The organism is Flavobacterium agri, from assembly GCF_013401995.1.
Lineage (GTDB): Bacteria > Bacteroidota > Bacteroidia > Flavobacteriales > Flavobacteriaceae > Flavobacterium > Flavobacterium agri.
This window is the reverse complement of record NZ_JACBJI010000004.1, coordinates 401402-420518: the sequence shown is the minus strand read 5'-3', so window position 1 is coordinate 420518 and position 19117 is coordinate 401402. Positions and strand designations below refer to the sequence as shown.

The window sequence follows — 19117 nt, the reverse complement described above, 5'->3', positions numbered from 1 at the left end:
AAGACACATGGGATTAGGAAATTTCTTCAAAAGATTGTTTGGCGGACCGCCTGAAAACGTAAACGAACCGCCACCTATCGAATCGACGCCCGATCCGATCAAGGATGCTTCCGATTACCTGATGCCGCAACCCGAAATCGTACCCGAAAACACCGAGCCGATCGTTGAAAAAGCCAGTACTTTCGCCGATGACGGAAATGAGGATTTAGCCGACACCAAACGCAACGACCGCGAAAGCGACAATCGCGTCGAGGAAGACGCGGATTAATCCCAAAACGCAATCAAAATAGACCTTCCCAATGCGGAAGGTTTTTTATTTTTGCACCACAATTCAACCGCATGGAAAATCTGGAAAACGTCGAGAAAAAAGAAATCACTTCCGAGCTTCACTCGCTAACCGATTATTTGCATCAACTCGTCAATTGGATCATCGAGTACACGCCGCGACTGATTTCGGCCTTTATCCTACTGTTTATAGGACTTTGGGCGATACGTTTGATCAACAGGCTTATCAAACGCCTCATGATCAAACGCGAACTCGACCCGACTTTGTCGAAATTCCTCGCCGATATTTTGCTTTGGGCGATGCGGGTTTTGTTGTTTATTACCGTGATTTCAAGGCTTGGAATCGAAACGTCTTCTTTCGTGGCGATTTTAGGCGCGATGGGGTTGGCCGTCGGTCTTTCGCTTCAGGGTTCGCTTTCGAATTTTGCGGGCGGCATGCTGATCATCATGTTCAAACCGTTCCGCGTGGGCGATACGATCGAGGCGCAAGGCGTGACGGGCACGGTTTCGGAAATCCAGATTTTCGTCACAAAACTGACAACGGGCAACAACCAGACGATTTTCGTACCGAACGGCGCGCTTTCGAACGGCACGATCACAAATTTTTCGATGGAAGGATTGAGACGGGCCGATTTGACGTTTACCGTATCGTACGACACCAACATCAAACAAGTGCGCGAAATCTTGCTGGAAGTGCTCAAAAAGAACAAGAAAGTGCTCAAAAAACCCGAACCTTCTATCGTGGTGCGCGACCTGACCGACCATGCGATCAACATCGCGGTTCGCGCTTGGTCGAAAACACCCGATTACGGCGATATGGTTTCTGAAATCCTAGAGGAAGGGAAAGAAGCTTTTGAAGCCGCCGGAATTTCGATCCAGCCTGTGGTAAAAGAGCGTTCTGTTCAGTGATTATTTGCCTCCGACGACAAAATCCTTAAGGTAAAAAGGTTCGAAGTAAGCCACGTCCTCAAACTCGTTTTTCTGGAATTTGTCGAAACTTAACGCCGCCATTTCGCTTGCCGACGGAAATACGATTCCGTCCAAAAACACGAAATTGCTTTTGGTCAAAACCGACTTCGCTTTTTCGTTCGCATCACCTAAAAAATAAGCGGTTTGCCCAACATCCGAAAACGAATCTTCGGTAAGGATTTCGGCTTCGGTTTTGCGGATTTCGGTCAAATCGGGCGAAAACACCGAACTGTAGACTTCCATTCGCCTCGCATCGAGCATCGGGATGATGACGCCATCGGATATATTCGCCGAAGCAGCCAGAACTTTGAGCGTATCGATCGAAATCAACGGAATGCCCAAAGCGAAACACAGCCCTTTCGCGGCCGAAACGCCGATTCTCAATCCCGTGTACGATCCGGGACCGCGACTTACTGCGATGGCTTGCAAATCTGCAAAAGCATGGCCGGATTCCGAAATGATTTCGTTTATGAACACGTGTAATTTTTCGGCATGGGAATAACCTTGACCCGAGATTTCCTTGCACAAAACGGTTTTGCCATTATGCGACAATGCCACCGAGCAGTTTTTGGTGGCGGTTTCGATATTGAGTATAAGCGACATCAGTCTTTGTCTTTTTTGGCGCCGGATTTCGCATCATCAGCCTTGACCTTGTCGCCTGCGGTGAGTTCTTTGGTCACGACGTTATACGGACCGGTTATCACGACATCGCCTTTTTTAAGACCCGAAATGACTTCTATGTTCGTATCGTCCTGGATTCCGGTTTTGATCACACGCAAGGCCGCTTTGCCTTTGTTGTTCACGAAAACGCATTCGAACTTTTTCTCGGTCTTGGCTTTTTTAAGTGCTTCTTCCGAATTCTTGTCTTCAACTTTGAACGTCTTGGTCGCCGTCGTATCGGTTTTCACGACTACAGAACTGATCGGTACTCCGATTACGTTGTCTCTTCTTTTGGTGATGATGTCGACCGTCGCGGTCATTCCCGGACGGAAAGGCGAATAATTGGATGGTTTGCCTTCGGTAAGGTCTTTATACGAATCTTTGAGGATGCGAACCTTTACTTTGAAATTCGTTACCTGATCGGCCGTGGTGCTCGTGCTCGCGGAATTGGAGATACTCGTCACCATTCCCTTGAACTGTTTTTTGAGGTAAGCGTCGACTTCTACGTTGGCCGAATCGCCGACGGATATTTTTACGATGTCGTTCTCGTTCACGTCGACCTCTACTTCCATGTTGTTCAGGTTGGCCACGCGAAGCAATTCGGTTCCGGCCATTTGCTGCGTTCCGAGTACGCGCTCGCCAAGTTCGACTCCGAGAACCGAAATCGTTCCGTCGGCTGGTGAATAAATATTCGTTCTTCCGAGATTATCGCGAGCTTCGTTTACCGTCGCCGCCGCACTTTGTACGTTGTAATAAGCCGATTGTTTGTTGGCTTTCGCGACTTCGAAAGACGAAACCGCTTTGTCCCAATCCGATTTGGAAATGATGCCTTTTTCGTAAAGCGTCTTGTTGCGTTCGTAATTAGCTTTGGCTTCAGCGAACTGCGCGTCGGCCTGGCTCAAACCGGCTTTTGTTCCCGAAAGGTTCGAAACCGTACGGTTCAATCCCGAAGTATAAAGATCCGGGTTGATTTTGACCAACAACTGCCCTTTTTTGACGATTTGCCCTTCCTTTATCGGAAGTTCGATGATTTCTCCCGATACTTCAGATGAAATCTTGACTTCGATTTCGGGCTGTACTTTTCCGGTTGCCGATACGGTCTCGACGATGTCCATCTCTTCGACTTTTGCGGTTTGGACCACAGTGCCTTCGTTTTTGTCTCCGATCGCACCCGATTTGGAAAGCACTATTAGAAGGATAATCAGGACGACAATTCCGCCCAAGAGAAAATACATCGTTTTTTTAGACATGGCTTTTAAATTTTGTTGATTGGGATTCCAAAGTAGAATTCGACCACTTTGACCCTAAAGATATAATCGAATTTGGCGCGCGCCGCATCCGATTGGGAATTTACGTATAAAGTTTGCGCCTGATTCAAATCGAAAGAGTTCATCATGCCCACATTGTATCTTTCGGTGGCATAATTGAACGCCAATTGACGCGCTTCCACGGCTACCAATGCTGCCTCGTATGAACTCAAAGCATTTTTGGCGTCGACAAAAGCCTGATACACGTTTCTTTCCAAATCCAATTCGGCTTGTGAATACGCGATCTTGGAACGCTCGAGCGCCACTTTGGAACGCTCTACGCTGTTGCGGGCGGAAAACCCGTTCAAGATCGGGATGTTGAGCTGCAATCCGAAATTGTGCCCTTTGTTCGCACTGAACTGGTCGAAAATCGGTTCGTATTTGCCCAACACCGGAATGAAATTCTGCTGCACGACGTTTTGCCCCGTTCCTTCAACCGTTCCGATAACCGTAGTCGGGTTGTCCGTGTCGGGAACGCCTCCGATTACACGGTCGGCATACGACGCACGCGTACTGAAACTGTAGTACCCCTGAAGATTCGGTTGAAGTGCGCCACGAGAGATTTTCAAGTCTTTTTCGGCAATATCGAGATTTGCTTTTGCGATCTTGATTTCGTTTCTGGCTTCTTTTGCTTTTTCGAAAATGGCGTCGGGAGTTTGCATCATCACCGGGCTTTGAGCCATTTCGTAATCGTTATCGGCCACGTCGAATCCCTTGAAATCCTCAAGCTGCAACAATTGGGCGAGGCTGAGTTTCGAAATCATAAGCGCGTTTTCGGCATCGACGACCGCTTTTTGGCCGGTTGCCACGGTTGCTTTCATGTCGGCCAAATCACCTCTCGGAACGGAACCAGCGTTGACAAGCTCTTCGGTGCGTTTCATGAGACGCTCATTGTTCGTCAACTGTTCTTTTTGGACCTTGAGGTTTTCTTTGTTGAAAAGGATCTGCAAAAACGCGTTGGCCACGTTAAGCGACACGTCGTCACGCATTTTGTCAAGCTTGTATTGAGCCGCGATTATCGACAGTTTGGAACGTCTCAACAAGTTCTGGTTCTGCAAACCTTTGTAAATGTCAATGCCGGCATTGAGACCGGCAGACGTAAATTGGGTAGTTTGGTTCTCGAGCAAGCCCGTTGTGATGTTCTGGTTCAAACCGATGTTCCAGCTATGGTTGGCGCTTCCGTTGAGCGTCGGCAGGAAATTCCCGAACGCGTCTATTTTGTCGATCGCGGCCAATTGGGCGTCGAGTTCGCTCTGCTTTATTGAAATATTGTTCTTTAGCGCATATTCGACGCATTCCTGAAGCGTCCATTTCTTGCCTGGCTGCGCAAACGAAACGCTTACCGACAGCAGCAAAATCGCTATGACCGAATTTATTTTTCTCATGATGATGACGTAAAGCACAGCTTTGGGCTGCACAAATTTATGATTTTTTGATTAATGATGGATTCTAGATTAGCTTACTGCGGCTGACCAGGTCCTTTCTCAAGGCCTTGGTTCCAAACCTTGATTTTGTCGTCTTTGTTGACGCCGCTTTTCACCTGCACGTAAATTCCGTCGCTGACGCCAAGCTCTACGGTGCGTTTCTCGAATTTCTGCGCAGACGTTTCAACCTCGACGAACGACTTTTTGGTCTTCTCGTCGAACTGTATGAGCGATTCTTTTATGGCCAGCGTATTTTCGGCTTTGTCGAGGATGATCGATGCGTTTGCGCTCAATCCGGCGCGGATAAAGGTAGTGTCGCGGTTTTTCATCGCGCCCTTGATCTCGAATTGGATGGCTCCGTTTTCGGTTTTGCCTTTAGGGGCGATATAATTGAGCACGGCGTCGAATTTTTTGTTTTCGATCGCACCGACGGTAATTTCGATAGGAAGGTTTTCTTTGACTTTACCCACTTCGGATTCATCGAGTTTTCCGACGAAAATCATACGTCCTACATCGGCCAAAGTCGCAATGGTCGTGCCTTCGTTGAAGTTGTTGGCCTCGATTACCTGGTTTCCGACTTTCACCGGAACGTCGAGAACCATCCCGTTCACGGTCGAGCGGATCATGGTGTTCGCGTAATTGCCCAAACCGGCAGTCGTTCCCGTTTTCACGATATCAAGACCTTGACGCGCGGACGAATACGTTTGCTTTGCCTGCATCCACGCGGTTTCTGCCAGCTGGAATTCGTTGGCCGAAATCACGCCTTTGTCGTAAAGCGCTTTTTGTCTTTTGTAGACGCGCTCCTGGTTGTCCAATTCAATTTTGGCCGAAGTGACCTGGTTTTGCGAATTGCTCAGGCTCGAAACGTTGGCCACGACACGGATCTGCGCGATCGGATCGCCGGCCTTGATGTTGTCGCCTGCCTTGATGAACACTTTTTCGATGATTCCGGAAATGTTGGGTTTGATGAGTACCTCTTCATCGGGGACGATGTTTCCGGTGGCGATCGTAGTTTTGGTGATGGTTTTCGTTTCGGGTTTCTCGGTCTGGAAAACCACTGGCGATTCCTGGTTTTTGGCGTACAGGTAATACAACGCCCCAAAGAACACCACGGCTATGAAAACTAAAACGGTAATGGTTACTCCTTTTCTCATTTTGATTGATTTGTCGCGCCTTTTACCGACGCTTTAGTGATTGACTTATATTGATTTTATTCGGTTCTTAATGCATCCACGGGTTTTACGCTCACGGCGATCTGGGCTGGGATGAAGCCCGCAAGCAACCCCGATCCGACAAGAATCATGAGCGCCACGAAAACGACGAGCAAATCTACGCTCGGATTGGCGAACATCATATCTTCGGAAGGCATCGAATCGAGAATCGCGTTCAATCCGGCCAAAAGACCCGTGGCGAAAGCGATTCCGGCCATTCCGGCAATGATCGTCAAAAATATCGATTCGGTCAAAATCTGGCGGCGGATCGTTCCCGGAGTCGCGCCCAAAGCCCGACGTATCCCGATTTCCTTCGTCCTTTCCTTTACGACGATGAGCATGATGTTCGAAATTCCGATGACGCCCGAAAGCAATACCAATGTACCCACAAAATACGCAATGAAACGCAAAATCATGAACAATCCGGTCACTTTGCTGTATTCTTCGTACAAATCGAAATTTCCGATCGCGCGTTCATCGTCGGGATGGATCGTGTGCCGCGCCTTGAGGAAGTTGACGATGTCTTTCTTGAGATCGGTGATCGATGCGCCGTCTTTTGCCGTAATCGCCATCCAGCCTACGGTATCCCCGAAGTTGAACGCCTGCTGGAACGTCGTGAACGGAATGAAGATGTTCTTTTGGGCTTCCTCGATTCCGCCGCCGTCGTTGTTGCGCGATTTGTACACGCCGACGACCATAAACGTGACGCCGTTGATTTTGATGTAGCTTCCAATGACTTCCTCTCCGGGTTTGTACATCAGATTGATCACGCCTTCACCGATGACGGCCACTTTGCGTTTGGCATTGATGTCGTTGTGGTTGACGAATCGGCCGCGGATGATGCTCATCGATTCCTGCGATGTCAACTCCGGATAGTCGCCGTAAATACCGAAAGCGCCCGTTTTGTCTCCGCGCACTACGTTGTTCGCGCCTTGATAACCGCCTAGTTGGTTTCTTGGGGAAACGTACAACAAATCGGGAAAAGTCGCTTTCAAAGCCGGAACGTCGTCGTTCTTAAAGTTGAAATCGCGTCCGATCGGCAAGCCTTTATACGGTTTCGAACTCACCTGAGTCCAAATGAACATAGTGTTGGTCGCGATGCCCGAAAATCCTTTCTTGACGCCGTTTTCAAGTCCTTTGCCCGCTGCTAGCAGGATCACGAGGATGAAAATTCCCCAAAATACGCCAAAAGCCGTGAGGGCCGTGCGCACCGGATTAGCCGATAATGCCTGTAGGATTTCTCCCCATTTGTCTCTGTCGAACATGTTATTCCTCTCTTAAGGCGATTATGGGTTTGATTTTGGCCGCGCGATAAGCCGGGAAAAATCCGGCACCGGCACCCGCGATGACAAGCAGGACGAGCGTCGTGATGGCTACGTTGAAATCGACCTGCGGATTGACGAAGAATTCGCTCGTGATCATCGGCCCGACGAATTCGAGAAGCGCCAGACTGGCGAGCAATCCTATGAATCCGGCGATCGTGGTGATGAAAATCGATTCGTGCAAGATCATGACGACAATCGAAAACGGCGATGCGCCCAATGCTTTTCGGATGCCGATTTCTTTGGTCCTTTCCTTGACGATGATCAGCATGATATTACTGACACCGACGACTCCGGCCACGATCGTACAGATTCCGACCCACCAAAAGAACAGGCGGATGTACAAATTCAGGTCGTAAAATTTCTTCGCGTCTTCTACAGAATTGTGTACTTGTATTGCACCTTCATCATCGGGAGCGACAATATTTTTGGCCTTGAGCATCGATTGCAGGTCGTTCTTGAATTTTTCGGATTCGGCCAAAGCCTTGTCGTAATTGTCGGCGCGCTTCAAGGTATAGAACATGTTATTGATGTTCTGCCCGAGTCCAAATACATTCTGCGTCGTCGTAAACGGAAGGAAAGCGCGCGATTCCTCACGTTCGCCACCCGGATCGGTAAACACGCCGATTACCTTGAACGGAATGCCGTTTATCGTAAAAATTTCACCTATCGGATTGATGCCTTTGAACAACGTCAAACGCAGCTTCTCGCCTATCACGGCAACTTTCTCGCGATTGAGGAGGTCGTTCTGGTTTACGAAGCGTCCGTTGGTAAGCGTCATATTCTCGATGCCTTGCATGTCGGCGTTCGCACCTCGGATCTGGTAGCTTCCCGTTTCTTTCTTATACGCGAATTGGGTTTGCCAAAGTCCGGCTCCGGCCGATTTGAGCACCATTTGATCGCCCAATTTCTGCAATGCCAATTCGTAATCGGAGTTGTGCATCTGAACGTATCGCCCGGGATTCAATCCTTTGTATTCTTTAGTGGTCACGCCCGACCACACCTCGATGATCCCTTCGGCGTCTCGCGCGAATTGTTTCTCGATACCGTTCTGCAACCCTTTCCCCGCACCCAAAAGGATCACGAGGATAAAGATTCCGGACGCTACCGAAATACCCGTAAGGAAAGTTCGTAATTTGTTTTTTGAAATGGCTTCGAAAATCTCTTGCCAGCGTTCGATGTTAAACATAAGAGTTCGCCCTTTGCTGTGTAACCATTACATCGTCTATTATAAGTCCGTCTTTGAGGACTACGTTGCGTTTGCACATGGCGGCAATATCGGGTTCGTGTGTGACGATCAGGATGGTTTTCCCTTCGTCGTTTATGCCTTGTATGAGTTCCATGACTTCATACGACGTTTTGGTGTCGAGCGCTCCGGTCGGTTCATCGGCCAAAAGCACTTTCGGATGAGACGCCATGGCACGCGCGATTGCGACACGTTGCTTTTGTCCGCCCGACATTTCGTTGGGCAAGTGATGCGCGTGTGAGGCCAATCCTACTTTTTCGAGATAACTCATCGCGATCTCGTTGCGTTCCTTCCGCTTCACGCCTTGGTAATACAACGGCATGGCGACATTGTCGAGAGCCGATTTGTAATTGATCAGGTTGAACGACTGGAATACGAAACCCAGAAATTGGTTGCGGTAACGCGAGGCGATCGTCTCGTTGAGTTTTTTGATGGGAACGTTGTCTAGCGTATAGCTTCCCGAATCGGCTTCGTCAAGGATTCCGAGGATGTTCAGCAAGGTCGATTTGCCCGAACCCGACGACCCCATAATGGCCACGAGTTCGCCTTCACCCACGCTGAAATTGATTCCTTTGAGCACGTGAAGGCTCGAATTCCCCGTCTTATACGATTTGTGGAGATCCTTGATTTCGATCATGGCAGTCTGTTTGGTGATACAATTGTAAAGATTCGATTTTTGATGATGATACTTGCTAACAGAATTTTAAGAATTCCGCCACAAACTTATAAGACTTCGCTACATTGGAATTGTTACACCAAAAGCGGATATTTTCCGTTTTGTTACTTTTGACGAAAATTTACCCAAAATGACCTTCAGAAACTTCTTATTTTCAATATCCGCGACGGCGATTTTAACCGGTTGCGCCTCTACTTCCAAAATCGATGCCTTGCGTCCGGAGCCAGACAATGCGACGCCTTTGCTCTATGAAACCGCAGCTTCTTTCATCGATTTACCCGTAAAGATAAAACTAAAGGACATTGAAAATCAGACCAATAAATATTTAACAGGGCTGATTTACGAAGATAAGAACATCGAGGACGACGATTTGCAGATGCAGATCTACAAACAAGGCCCTATCGCGCTTTCGAACGAGAACGGCCGAATCAAGACCGTGCTTCCGCTAAAAGTGAACGTGAAATACCGCATCGGGACGAAATCGCTTGGCGTCGACCTGACTTCGATACGCGAATTCAACCTTAACGGAAAAATAACATTGCTGAGCAACGTCGGGCTCACCAACTGGAAACTCACGACCAAAACCGAACTCAAAGACATCGATTGGGTCGAAAGCCCGACGACGACCGTCATGGGCAAGCAAATCCCGATTACGTATGTCGTCAATTCGGGAATCAAATTGTACGATTCCAAAATCGAGAAAGCCATAGACGACGCAATCGAAAAATCGATGGATTTCAAACCGAACGTGCTCGACGCGATCGAAAAATTCTCGACGCCGATCCAAATGAGCGAGGCTTACGAAAGTTGGCTCAGAACGGTTCCGACCGAAATTTACACGACAGATGCCAAGCTTGAAAAAGACGCGATTTCGATGGAAATGGGCCTCAAATGCACGATGGAAACCTTTGTCGGGAAAAAGCCAGAAGCCAAATTCGACCGCAACAAGATCGTACTCAAGCCGGTTTCGAAAATGCCCGACCATTTCACGGCCAACATAGCCGCGGTTTCCACATACGCCGACGCCTCGCGCATCATGTCGCAGAATTTCGCGAACCAGGAATACGGAGAAGGCAGCAAAAAAGTAAAGGTGAACAAGGTCGATATCTGGCACAAATCGGGCAAAATGATCATCGCACTCGACATGACGGGCGCTTTGAACGGCACGATCTACCTTGCCGGATTCCCGCAATACAACGAAAAAACGCAGGAAATCTACTTCGACCAACTCGATTACGTGCTCGATACGAAAAGCAAATTGATGCGCACCGCGAACTGGCTCATGAATGGTTACATCCTCAAAAAGATGCAGGAAAGCTGCCGTTATTCGATCAAACCGAATCTTGAGGAAGGCCGCAAGAACATGATGACCTATCTGAGCAATTATTCGCCAATGCCGGGCGTTTTCGTGAACGGAACCGTGGGCGACATCAACCTCGGCAAAATACAGTTGACGAACCAGGCCGTCATCGCTTTTGTGACGGTAAACGGAAAAATCGACGTTAAAATCGACGGACTCAAATGAGATTGCAGCACAAGATAAAATCCTATTTCAAGAAATTCGGCTTCCATTTGTGGAAGGACCTCGACATTGGAAACGGATTTTGTTTTGAGGTGATCGACCAGGAAAGCCTGCTCGAGATCGCTAGCCGTTTGCGCGACATGGAAGAATCGGGATCTATCGAGGACAAACGCTTTAGGATGAAACAAAAAACCGCGGTCCGATTTTCTTCATTGGACGAATTGCTGCCGTGGCTGTCGAAAATCCTGATTGCCGATTTCGCCGAAACATCGAACGAAAGCAAAGCCAATTCTTGGGAATTCAAGTATATCCTGAAACCGCATCCGACGAGCGCAAAATCGATGTGTCTCGTAAACGCGCTCACTTCATTGAAAAAGGAAAACTCGCATTGCGTGTACACGTTGGTTTCGATCCGCAAACACGACAAGGAATTCTACTGCTGGACGTTTTAGGACGTTTTGCGCTTGCTGTACAACCTATACACGAAGTAGCCTAAAACCGCTACGAGAACGTACGGAATCGCCATGAGGTATACGATTCCGTTGTTTACCGATTCGGCTTTCTGCGTATCCTCGGACGTCTCTAAAGCCGCGCGGCACATCGCACATTGGGCATCCGCAATAATCGGAAACAAAAACATCGCGAAAGTCAAGGCAACAACCTTGAACTTTTGAATTTTAAACTTGTCAGTGCGCATAATAAGGCGAAATCATAAAGTAAACGACCACTCCGGTAACGGCCACATACAACCAGATCGGATAGGTGATCTTACCGAGTTTCCTGTGTTTGTCAAAACGCTCGGACAACGCCCTGACGTAAGTGAACAACACCATCGGGATGATCGCGATCGAAAGGATGATGTGCGTGATCAGGATGAAAAAATACACAAGGCGCATACTGCCGACAGAAGCGATTTCTTGTACCGACATTTGGCCGTCGTGGTCCACATCGCCAAAACGCGTATTCTCGGACGTCATGTGATAGGCAACATACATCACCAAAAACGAAACCGACAAGGCGATCGCGAACGTCATCAAACGCTCGTGCAGTTTTCGGTTACCGCGTCGGACAGCCATAACGGCCGTGACCAAAACGATGGCCGTAAGGCCGTTTATCGTCGCGTAAATCGGAGGCAGGAACGACAACGGCTCGACGTTGAAGCCCAAATCATTGAGTTTGACAGTAAACAATACCGCCACGACTACCGGAATCAGGATCGAAACGAAAATGATGAGCTTGCTGAAGCGTTTTTCCAAAGACGGGTTTGCGTCCATAATTATTCCTTGAGTAAGATTTGAATGTCTTGCATGATGGCTTGCACGCCTGCTTTCTCGATGCCGTCGTAATAGGCCGTCGGATTGCCGTATTGATCTTTTCTGCAACGGATGTTCCCGTTTTTGTCGATAAGCGCGAACATACCCGAATGCTCAAAACCAGCCTCCGAATTCGGATCGGTGCCCGCGTACAGATTAAAGCCTTTGTTGGCCAGGTTGTAGATATAATCGCGGTTTCCGGTCATCATGTGCCAGTTCGAAGACGTGACGCCCAAAGCCTCGGCGTGTTCTTTCAACACCTGTGGCGTATCGTGTTCCGGATTGATTGAAATCGACGCGATGCCGAAATTCGGATTGCCGTAAAACTTTTTCTGAAGTTCAAGCATGTTCTGGTTCATTTTAGGACAAATCGTAGGACAGGTCGTGAAAAAGAACTCGAGCACATATACTTTTCCGTCGTAATCTGCATTCGTGATTTTCTTGCCGTTCTGGTCGGTGAGCTCGAATTTGGGCGCTTTGGCCAGCGTGAACAGTTCGCCTTCGCCTTCTACGTGGTTGTCTACTTTGTCGAGGTCGCGTCCGCGTACGACGTCACCTCGCTTGAATCGGTCAACGATATTCGGGATGACGATGATTCCGAAAACCAACACGACGAGCGATACCCAGATATAGGATTTATTTTTCATCAGATTTCGCGTTTGGTGGCGTTGTTGTTGCGCTTGAACGCCGATTTGTATTCGTACAGCAACACTTTGAAGTCGTCGAGGAGTTTGTTGCTGATCGCCGACGGATGGAACGTGTCGTAACTGTCGATGAATTCCTCTTTGTCGTTCCGGCCGCGCAATTTGAGTTTCTTGTCCACGAGGAAAACGTTCGAAGTACCGAAATCTTTGTTTAGCTCGGTCTTCACCTTAAGCGCGGTATGGAATTTCATGATGTCTTCGGGCGAAGCGAAAACGAACTTCCACTCTTTCATGTCTGAAATCTCGGCGCATTTGTCGTAAATGGCCTGCACTTCTTTTTCGGTTCCGATCGGACACACGTAAACGAATTGCAAATCCTTGAATGCATGGTAGCGCTCGTATACTTTCTGGTTCAGGTTGAAAATGTTGCCGCGGTTTTTCACGATGTCGAATCCGCCGAAGCCCAAAACCGTGATTTTTCCGTTGAGTTTTACCGACGATCCGTCAAGCGATTTCCAGTCGCCCATTTCATCGATTTTAGGATTGATGACAGGCAGGGAAGTGAAACTGTTGACTCCGGAAGCGAAAAACAAATAGGCAACTATCGGAAGTACGAAAAGGATAAAAAGGACGATAGTTTTCTTCATAGGACGAAGCCTGTATTTGCGCGTACAAAAATAAAAAAAGGCGGTCTCAAAACCGCCTTTTTCATGAATTAATATTTTGAACTTCTTTAAACTTTTTACAATCAGCTAAAAAAGCATCTTTTTCGCCCAATTGTCCGCTTTTTCTTGTTCCGTAGCGCTGCTATGCAATTCTAAAAACCGAAAAATTGGACATAAAATCTATCTTTTTTAACTCGATTCAAAAAGTCTAAATAAGCTCAGTTAAAAATTCCACTTTATCGTAGAATTTGCAAAAACCCCATAAATATAATCGCCTTCTACGAGAAGGATGAAAACAAGGTACAAAATCAGGAAGATCACCGTACCGACAACTGCCCAGCGCAAGCTCGCTTTTTCGCCTTCCATGTGCATGAACGCCCAAACGATGTAGTAGGCTTTCACGACGGTCAGGATGATGAAAATCCAGTTGAGCAAATTCATGCTCAGGATCGTGTTGGTGTGAAGTACTTCAGGCTTGATGATACCAAGGGCAACTTCTACAGTCGTGATTACCGACAAAAGCCCAAAAACCTGCCAAATTCTTTTTGTATTCGAAACGTGTTCGTGTCCGTGTGCCATGATGCTTTGAATCTTAAAATTAAACGAGGTAGAAGAAGGTGAATACGAATACCCAAACCAAATCTACGAAGTGCCAGTACAATCCGACTTTTTCGACCATTTCGTAAGAACGTCTCTTTTCGTAAGTTCCCAAAAGAACGTTCAGGAAAATGATGATGTTGATGATGACACCCGAAAATACGTGGAATCCGTGGAAACCTGTAATGAAGAAGAAGAAATCTGCGAACAATTTGCTTCCGTATTCGTTTCTCCAAAGGTTCGCTCCTTCAACGACCATATGGGCGTTGTCCATCATCTTCTGCGAAGCCTCACGGGTAAGGATTTCTTTGTGTTTTACTTTTTGGACGCCTTTTTCGAGACGGGCATCAGCCAAGTCTTCTTTGGTACCTTGATAGATTCTTTCGGTACGGACGCGCAATTCAGGGTGCGCTTTGAAAGCCGCCTGTACTTCGGTAACCGAATAAGTAGTCGGCGTTTCGGCCTCGGTCATGTACCAAGTGGCATTGCTGCGCTTCAACTCTACTCTTTCTTCGGGAAGTTGCACTACGAAATCCTCAAGCTTTACGCGTTTGCCCGTGGCATCGACGAACTGAAGCAAGCTTCCGCCTTTGGTTTCGATAGCACCGTATTCGCCTTTGATGAAGTTTTTCCACTCCCAAGCCTGAGACCCGACGAAGATCAAACCTCCGATGATCGTCAAAAGCATGTAAAAGGCAACTTTTCTTTGTTTCAATTGGTGTCCGGCATCCACGGCCAAAACCATGGTTACGGACGAGAAGATGAGGATGAATGTCATCAACGCCACATAATACATCGGTGCCGATACGCCATGCATGAACGGAAAGTGCGTAAACACTTCATCCGGCAAAGGCCATGTCTCGATGAATTTGAATCTAGAAAAACCGTATGCGGCAAGGAATCCGGAGAAGGTCAAGGCATCCGACACGATGAAAAACCACATCATGAGCTTGCCGTAACTCGCTCCCATCGGCTCGTTTCCGCCGCCCCAGACTTTAGTTTCAGTAGCAGTTGTAACTGTTGCTCCCATATTTAAAGATATCCGTTAAAAAGTTCCCAAATTTACGTTTTTTTTTATTTAAAGAAAGTCAAAAACAAAAACAAATAAAGCCATAGGAAATCAAGGAAATGCCAGTAGGTTGCACCTAGTTCAATTCCAAGGGTTTGACCTGAATTGTATTTTTGTTTAAAATGCTTATAAATAATCACGAGAAGCGAAATAAGCCCGCCAGCAAGGTGGGCAAGGTGCGTCACGGCCACCACATAAAGGAAAGTCGTGGTGATGTTGCTCGCGCTTCCGGTAAAATAATAGCCTTCGGAAACGATTTGTCCGAAGCCTTTGAACTGCAAAACCACGAACGTGATTCCCAAAGCCAAAGTACCGAACAAAAACGCCGTCGTAGCCGAACGGTTGTCTTGTTTGATCGAACGTTTCGCCATCCACATGCACACGCTGCACAACAAGATCACGACGGTCGACGCGTAAAACGCCCACGGCATCTCGAAATTCTGCAACCAATCCTTGCGGCCTTTACTCACGACGAACGCGCTCGTCAATCCGGCGAACATCATCGTCATCGAAATCATCGCGAACCAAAGGATCAATTTGGCCGAACGCTCTGAACGCTCCTTGTAATCTTCGGGCGTCATCATATCTTTTGTCATCATCTTATGAATTTATCGAGAATGTAAACGATTTGCAGCAGCGAAATATAAGAGACGCTCGCGAGCATCAAAGCTTTGGCGGCTTTTGCCGTGCGTAGTTTGTACAATTTCACGGCGTAGACGAGCATCCAGAACCCTAAAATAAACACGATTGCAGCCGAAATGGGCGTAATGTAGAATTGGCCCGTATAGCCCAAACTCGGCAACAAAGACGCGATCATAAGCCAAACCGTGTACAAAATCGTCTGCATCGCGGTAGACTTGTCGCGTTTGCCTGTCGGAAGCATAAAAAATCCGGCCTTTTCGTAATCTTCGTACAAAAACCAGCCGATTGCCCAAAAATGCGGGAATTGCCAGAAGAACTGAATCAAAAACAACGTGCCGGCCTCGATACCGAATTCACCCGTCGCGGCAACCCATCCGAGCATAAACGGGATCGCACCCGGAAATGCACCCACGAATACCGAAAGCGGCGTCACGGTTTTCAAAGGCGTATACACGCAGACGTAAAGAAATATCGAAATCGCGCCGAACATAGCGGTTTTCGGATTGATCAGATACAGCAACACAAGGCCGATGGCCGTCAAAGCAAAAGCGATTGCCAACGCCACGTTCGAAGACATCCTTCCCGAAGGAACGGGACGGTTTTTCGTGCGGTCCATCATCGCGTCGAGATCTTTCTCGATGACCTGATTGAACGCGTTCGATGCGCCGACCATGCAATAACCGCCGATCATAAGCATCGCCAAAACGCTCCAACTGAACGGATGCGTATCGCTAAATCCTAAAAGGTAGCCCGCAATAGAAGAAAAAAGCACGCTTATCGCCAATCCGGCCTTGGTGATGGCCTTGAAGTCGGCAAAAACAGATTTTATCGAAAAAGAAGTCGAATGAGCGTCCAATGCGGTTTTCATTTGGTACAAATCGCGGCAAAGGTAAGGCAGGAAAAGCGATTGAACAAAAATCCGAATGGAATTTATAATGACTTTTAGGAGCTGCTTTTCTTTTAACGCCAGATCACGGCTTCCGAATCGAGAATGAGCTGGGAATCATTCCTCAATGAAGTCTTCTTGGTCAATGATCCGCTTTAATTTGAAATGGAAGAAAAACAAACTTCCAAGCATCACGACGGAATACGTCAACGGATAAATGAAAAACCTGAATTCCCCGATTTCAAAATAGAAAACGGCGAAAAAAATCCAGAAACTCCAAAAAATGCAAAACACGGAAACGAATGAAAGCAAACCCAAAGACAGCGAGCTTTTAAGATTGAATTTCCAGATCGCTTCCAACACTCCTGCAAACGCGCCCATTGTCGGAATCGAAAGAAAAAAACCGACTCCGATCATAAACGGAATCATCAAAAGAAACGAAATGTGGCCCAGTGCCAGCAAGACAGCTTGCGTAATAAACGGCGGAATTAACACGTCGCGAACCACACCAAAAAAATATAGGATTTATGCTTCACGACAGTCGAATTGAATCAATAATCGAAATACCAGTTGAACACATCGCTCCTCAACCCTATCGTAAACCACGAGGTCGTGTCTTTCGAGAACGTAGGCGTATTGGCCATAGGATCGAAATTGCGGTAGATGAAGTTCGCGAACAAACGCAAATTTGTAGACGGATTCACGAGATAGCCTGCCTGGACGTCGGCGATGAACACATGCGTCTTGTTTCCTTGCCCGATTACGACGCCTTCGTCCAAAGGTCGGTTGTCATCGTAACTCAGATAGATGTTGCTGCCGTAGTTGGCGGTATTTTCGGCCGGATCGAAATCGAGACCGCGAACGCCGACGGTGAATTTCGCATCGGCATACAATCTTCCTTTGCTATAGCGACCGATCGCGACGAACTCCTGGAAATTCCCACCCCATTGGTGTCCCAAACTTTGATTGTTGTGGCCGTAATTCGTCAACGCGTCGCTGTGCGCGTACACATAAGGACGCACGTGGTTGTATTCTGCCTGCAAAATCAGGTGATCGATATTGAACGCGTTGAAATATTTCAACCCCAATTGATAGCCGAATTTGTTCTTCCAGCTTTGATTGCCGCTTTTCATGTCTTCGAGCGAAAACTCATCGAGTAGGTATTGCGCATAAAACGTGAACTGGTTCGTGATTTTATACTTTGTCGTCGCGGCCAACATCGCATTTCCGCTTCTTGAAGACGAGGCGAATTCTACCGATCGATAAAAAATGATCGGATTCACGAAACTCATGTCAAAACCTCTGTCGTTCTGTTTCGACCAGATCACCGACTCGAAAAACCCGAGGTTCCATCTTTTGGTCAAATTGATGCTCAAATAATGACTCGCCGCAAATTTCGTCGCATAGGTACCGTCTTCAGTCACGCCCGGACGCACGTCCTTGAGCCAGGTGTAAATGTTCGTGTACTTGATTTTCCAGAACGTCGTGTTGATCTTGAAATACGGATACGGACTCGCACCGTCGCCCAACAAAAGCGAACGGTAACCGTCTCCGATAAAATTGCGCCCGTAACCCAAGTTCAGATTGAGGAACTTTGACGGTGTGAACGCGAGATTCGCCTCGGCCAACGGAAAATCGTACGAATCGGTCTTGAACGACTTGGCGATTCCCATTCCCGGAATGATTGCCGGATTTCCTCCGTCGGGCTTCAAGGATTCGGCATATTGGTTGAAGTAATCGGCAAAACGGCCCTGGCTTTCGAAAATCGTCGTCGAAAAATTGATCGTGCTTCCCAAACCGCCTTCGAGCCTTAAACCGCGTGTGTTGATATACGTATAATCGACTTTGTCGTCGCTGCTTTTACCGAGTTGCAGATCGAAAATCGGATTCAGCGTAAACCAATAATCCTCGCCTTGGATCTGCACGGTATTTTCGTTCCAAAGCTTGCGCCCGTACCAACCCGATTTGTTTTTCTTGATCTTGTCGTAAGCCGATTGCAGGTTGTAATAGCGGTCGACGTCTGCATATGCGTACGGTTTGGAAGCCGTGTGGTTATTCGAACCGACCTGGTTCAATTCGGCATCGAACTGAGAATAGTAACTGTGCGAGAACGGAATGTTCAAATGGCTTCGGAACTGCGGATTGTCGAAAGTCTTCGTATACATTTTGGCCACGCTGTCGAATTCGCCCAACTCTTTGTTGCGATCGATGCGCGCCTGTTGCTTCCGGGCATCGGTTTTGGTTGTATTAGCAACTGCTTTTACCGGAACTTCTCCGGGCTTCAACAAAGGGATCGCGATATTGATCGTATACTTGGCATACGTCGGATTGCCGTTGTACTTGGCTGGCGTCGCTTTGGGCATTTGGCCAAAAACGCGTCGGCTTTCTTCGGCGAGCTGCGGTTGGTTTGCATCGACATAAAGCACCTTGAAATTACCTTCGGCGTTCACTTCGAACAACACGAAAACATTTCCGGTATAACCCGATGGCAAATCCGATGGCACCTTGAAATTGTTGTAGACATAATCTTGCACGCCATTGTAGAAACAAGCTTCCAAATCTGTCCCGTTCTTGCCTTCACAACCCGACATCACCGGAAACTGTTCGCCTTGAGCCGACAAATTGAGACAGCCGACGAACATCAAAATCAATGCGAAATATCTTTTCATGTATTCCATT

Annotated in this window: 21 protein-coding genes; 5 read left to right on the top strand and 16 right to left on the bottom strand. The window is 47.6% G+C overall.

All coding sequences use genetic code 11. The features are described 5' to 3' along the window. The first annotated feature begins 7 nt into the window (after positions 1 to 7). Together HZF10_RS11995 and HZF10_RS11990 are read left to right on the top strand one after the other, a co-directional pair. A complete protein-coding gene (locus tag HZF10_RS11995; RefSeq protein ID WP_176006440.1) occupies positions 8 to 268 on the top strand; it encodes a hypothetical protein in 261 nt (86 codons plus the stop codon). A 71-nt stretch (positions 269 to 339) separates the two neighbouring features. Beyond that, positions 340 to 1194 carry a mechanosensitive ion channel family protein gene (locus tag HZF10_RS11990; protein WP_176006439.1) on the top strand — a complete coding sequence of 285 codons (855 nt, stop codon included), beginning with the start codon at positions 340 to 342 and terminating at the stop codon, positions 1192 to 1194. On the opposite strand, the gene tsaB is transcribed toward HZF10_RS11990, so the two are convergent. The 7 genes from tsaB to HZF10_RS11955 all read right to left on the bottom strand — a co-directional run bounded on the left by tsaB (position 1195) and on the right by HZF10_RS11955 (position 9061). Further along, the gene (tsaB, locus tag HZF10_RS11985; RefSeq protein WP_176006438.1) at positions 1195 to 1857 is read right to left on the bottom strand and encodes a tRNA (adenosine(37)-N6)-threonylcarbamoyltransferase complex dimerization subunit type 1 TsaB; all 663 of its coding nucleotides are present in this window, start codon (positions 1855 to 1857) and stop codon (positions 1195 to 1197) included. Beyond that, entirely contained in the window at positions 1857 to 3164 is a 1308-nt protein-coding gene (locus HZF10_RS11980) for an efflux RND transporter periplasmic adaptor subunit (protein ID WP_176006437.1), read from the bottom strand. Before HZF10_RS11980 ends, tsaB begins: the two co-directional genes overlap by 1 nt. Positions 3165 to 3169: 5 nt before the next feature. Further along, positions 3170 to 4606 (bottom strand): TolC family protein, encoded by a 1437-nt coding sequence (locus tag HZF10_RS11975; RefSeq protein ID WP_176006466.1) that lies wholly within the window; start codon positions 4604 to 4606, stop codon positions 3170 to 3172. 74 nt (positions 4607 to 4680) lie between these two features. After that, positions 4681 to 5799, bottom strand: coding sequence for an efflux RND transporter periplasmic adaptor subunit (locus tag HZF10_RS11970; RefSeq protein ID WP_176006436.1), 1119 nt, complete (start codon positions 5797 to 5799; stop codon positions 4681 to 4683). Positions 5800 to 5855: 56 nt separating this feature from the next. Continuing rightward, a complete protein-coding gene (locus tag HZF10_RS11965) occupies positions 5856 to 7121 on the bottom strand; it encodes an ABC transporter permease (RefSeq protein WP_176006435.1) in 1266 nt (421 codons plus the stop codon). A gap of 1 nt (position 7122) precedes the next feature. After that, positions 7123 to 8367: an ABC transporter permease gene (locus HZF10_RS11960; RefSeq protein ID WP_176006434.1), complete on the bottom strand. Its 1245-nt coding sequence runs from the start codon at positions 8365 to 8367 to the stop codon at positions 7123 to 7125. Further along, the gene (locus HZF10_RS11955) at positions 8360 to 9061 is read right to left on the bottom strand and encodes an ABC transporter ATP-binding protein (RefSeq protein WP_176006433.1); all 702 of its coding nucleotides are present in this window, start codon (positions 9059 to 9061) and stop codon (positions 8360 to 8362) included. The genes HZF10_RS11960 and HZF10_RS11955 overlap by 8 nt, the downstream gene beginning before the upstream one ends. A gap of 169 nt (positions 9062 to 9230) precedes the next feature. Between HZF10_RS11955 and HZF10_RS11950 the strand changes: the two genes are divergently transcribed. After that, positions 9231 to 10625 (top strand): DUF4403 family protein, encoded by a 1395-nt coding sequence (locus tag HZF10_RS11950; protein ID WP_176006432.1) that lies wholly within the window; start codon positions 9231 to 9233, stop codon positions 10623 to 10625. Then, entirely contained in the window at positions 10622 to 11074 is a 453-nt protein-coding gene (locus HZF10_RS11945) for a hypothetical protein (protein WP_176006431.1), read from the top strand. Before HZF10_RS11950 ends, HZF10_RS11945 begins: the two co-directional genes overlap by 4 nt. Here HZF10_RS11945 and HZF10_RS11940 read toward each other — a convergent pair. The 8 genes from HZF10_RS11940 to cyoE form a co-directional block, all read right to left on the bottom strand. Then, positions 11071 to 11319 carry a CAMCR motif-containing small membrane protein gene (locus HZF10_RS11940; RefSeq protein WP_176006430.1) on the bottom strand — a complete coding sequence of 83 codons (249 nt, stop codon included), beginning with the start codon at positions 11317 to 11319 and terminating at the stop codon, positions 11071 to 11073. The two genes, HZF10_RS11945 and HZF10_RS11940, sit on opposite strands and share 4 nt — an antisense overlap. Then, positions 11309 to 11896, bottom strand: a complete 588-nt coding sequence (locus HZF10_RS11935) for a DUF420 domain-containing protein (RefSeq protein ID WP_176006429.1) — start codon at positions 11894 to 11896, stop codon at positions 11309 to 11311. Before HZF10_RS11935 ends, HZF10_RS11940 begins: the two co-directional genes overlap by 11 nt. A 2-nt stretch (positions 11897 to 11898) precedes the next feature. After that, entirely contained in the window at positions 11899 to 12582 is a 684-nt protein-coding gene (locus HZF10_RS11930; RefSeq protein ID WP_176006428.1) for an SCO family protein, read from the bottom strand. Next, a complete protein-coding gene (locus tag HZF10_RS11925; RefSeq protein WP_176006427.1) occupies positions 12582 to 13226 on the bottom strand; it encodes a hypothetical protein in 645 nt (214 codons plus the stop codon). The genes HZF10_RS11930 and HZF10_RS11925 overlap by 1 nt, the downstream gene beginning before the upstream one ends. Before the next feature lie 240 nt (positions 13227 to 13466). Then, positions 13467 to 13823 (bottom strand): cytochrome C oxidase subunit IV family protein, encoded by a 357-nt coding sequence (locus HZF10_RS11920; protein WP_176006426.1) that lies wholly within the window; start codon positions 13821 to 13823, stop codon positions 13467 to 13469. Positions 13824 to 13842: 19 nt separating this feature from the next. Next, a complete protein-coding gene (locus HZF10_RS11915) occupies positions 13843 to 14871 on the bottom strand; it encodes a cytochrome c oxidase subunit 3 (protein ID WP_176006425.1) in 1029 nt (342 codons plus the stop codon). A 44-nt stretch (positions 14872 to 14915) separates the two neighbouring features. Beyond that, complete coding sequence (locus HZF10_RS11910) at positions 14916 to 15506, bottom strand: cytochrome c oxidase subunit 3 (RefSeq protein ID WP_176006465.1); 591 nt, start codon at positions 15504 to 15506, stop codon at positions 14916 to 14918. Next, positions 15506 to 16420, bottom strand: a complete 915-nt coding sequence (gene cyoE / locus HZF10_RS11905; protein ID WP_371315655.1) for a heme o synthase — start codon at positions 16418 to 16420, stop codon at positions 15506 to 15508. The genes HZF10_RS11910 and cyoE overlap by 1 nt, the downstream gene beginning before the upstream one ends. A 301-nt stretch (positions 16421 to 16721) precedes the next feature. Between cyoE and HZF10_RS11900 the strand changes: the two genes are divergently transcribed. After that, positions 16722 to 16988: a hypothetical protein gene (locus HZF10_RS11900; protein ID WP_176006424.1), complete on the top strand. Its 267-nt coding sequence runs from the start codon at positions 16722 to 16724 to the stop codon at positions 16986 to 16988. 1 nt (position 16989) lies between these two features. Here the strand turns inward: HZF10_RS11900 and remB are convergent, their stop codons facing one another. Further along, positions 16990 to 19107 carry a gliding motility outer membrane protein RemB gene (gene remB / locus HZF10_RS11895; protein WP_176006423.1) on the bottom strand — a complete coding sequence of 706 codons (2118 nt, stop codon included), beginning with the start codon at positions 19105 to 19107 and terminating at the stop codon, positions 16990 to 16992. Positions 19108 to 19117 lie beyond the last annotated feature (10 nt).

What these genes read in the sequence shown, in the direction of transcription:
- HZF10_RS11935 (WP_176006429.1), bottom strand. Translation starts at nt 11,896, where the DNA reads ATGGACGCAAACCCGTCTTTGGAAAAACGCTTCAGCAAGCTCATCATT.
- HZF10_RS11965 (WP_176006435.1), bottom strand. Translation starts at nt 7,121, where the DNA reads ATGTTCGACAGAGACAAATGGGGAGAAATCCTACAGGCATTATCGGCT.
- HZF10_RS11955 (WP_176006433.1), bottom strand. Translation starts at nt 9,061, where the DNA reads ATGATCGAAATCAAGGATCTCCACAAATCGTATAAGACGGGGAATTCG.
- HZF10_RS11925 (WP_176006427.1), bottom strand. Translation starts at nt 13,226, where the DNA reads ATGAAGAAAACTATCGTCCTTTTTATCCTTTTCGTACTTCCGATAGTT.
- HZF10_RS11970 (WP_176006436.1), bottom strand. Translation starts at nt 5,799, where the DNA reads ATGAGAAAAGGAGTAACCATTACCGTTTTAGTTTTCATAGCCGTGGTG.
- HZF10_RS11990 (WP_176006439.1), top strand. Translation starts at nt 340, where the DNA reads ATGGAAAATCTGGAAAACGTCGAGAAAAAAGAAATCACTTCCGAGCTT.
- tsaB (WP_176006438.1), bottom strand. Translation starts at nt 1,857, where the DNA reads ATGTCGCTTATACTCAATATCGAAACCGCCACCAAAAACTGCTCGGTG.
- HZF10_RS11980 (WP_176006437.1), bottom strand. Translation starts at nt 3,164, where the DNA reads ATGTCTAAAAAAACGATGTATTTTCTCTTGGGCGGAATTGTCGTCCTG.
- HZF10_RS11915 (WP_176006425.1), bottom strand. Translation starts at nt 14,871, where the DNA reads ATGGGAGCAACAGTTACAACTGCTACTGAAACTAAAGTCTGGGGCGGC.
- HZF10_RS11930 (WP_176006428.1), bottom strand. Translation starts at nt 12,582, where the DNA reads ATGAAAAATAAATCCTATATCTGGGTATCGCTCGTCGTGTTGGTTTTC.
- HZF10_RS11920 (WP_176006426.1), bottom strand. Translation starts at nt 13,823, where the DNA reads ATGGCACACGGACACGAACACGTTTCGAATACAAAAAGAATTTGGCAG.
- HZF10_RS11910 (WP_176006465.1), bottom strand. Translation starts at nt 15,506, where the DNA reads ATGACAAAAGATATGATGACGCCCGAAGATTACAAGGAGCGTTCAGAG.
- HZF10_RS11900 (WP_176006424.1), top strand. Translation starts at nt 16,722, where the DNA reads ATGCAAAACACGGAAACGAATGAAAGCAAACCCAAAGACAGCGAGCTT.
- HZF10_RS11950 (WP_176006432.1), top strand. Translation starts at nt 9,231, where the DNA reads ATGACCTTCAGAAACTTCTTATTTTCAATATCCGCGACGGCGATTTTA.
- cyoE (WP_371315655.1), bottom strand. Translation starts at nt 16,420, where the DNA reads ATGAAAACCGCATTGGACGCTCATTCGACTTCTTTTTCGATAAAATCT.
- HZF10_RS11945 (WP_176006431.1), top strand. Translation starts at nt 10,622, where the DNA reads ATGAGATTGCAGCACAAGATAAAATCCTATTTCAAGAAATTCGGCTTC.
- HZF10_RS11940 (WP_176006430.1), bottom strand. Translation starts at nt 11,319, where the DNA reads ATGCGCACTGACAAGTTTAAAATTCAAAAGTTCAAGGTTGTTGCCTTG.
- HZF10_RS11960 (WP_176006434.1), bottom strand. Translation starts at nt 8,367, where the DNA reads ATGTTTAACATCGAACGCTGGCAAGAGATTTTCGAAGCCATTTCAAAA.
- remB (WP_176006423.1), bottom strand. Translation starts at nt 19,107, where the DNA reads ATGAAAAGATATTTCGCATTGATTTTGATGTTCGTCGGCTGTCTCAAT.
- HZF10_RS11995 (WP_176006440.1), top strand. Translation starts at nt 8, where the DNA reads ATGGGATTAGGAAATTTCTTCAAAAGATTGTTTGGCGGACCGCCTGAA.
- HZF10_RS11975 (WP_176006466.1), bottom strand. Translation starts at nt 4,606, where the DNA reads ATGAGAAAAATAAATTCGGTCATAGCGATTTTGCTGCTGTCGGTAAGC.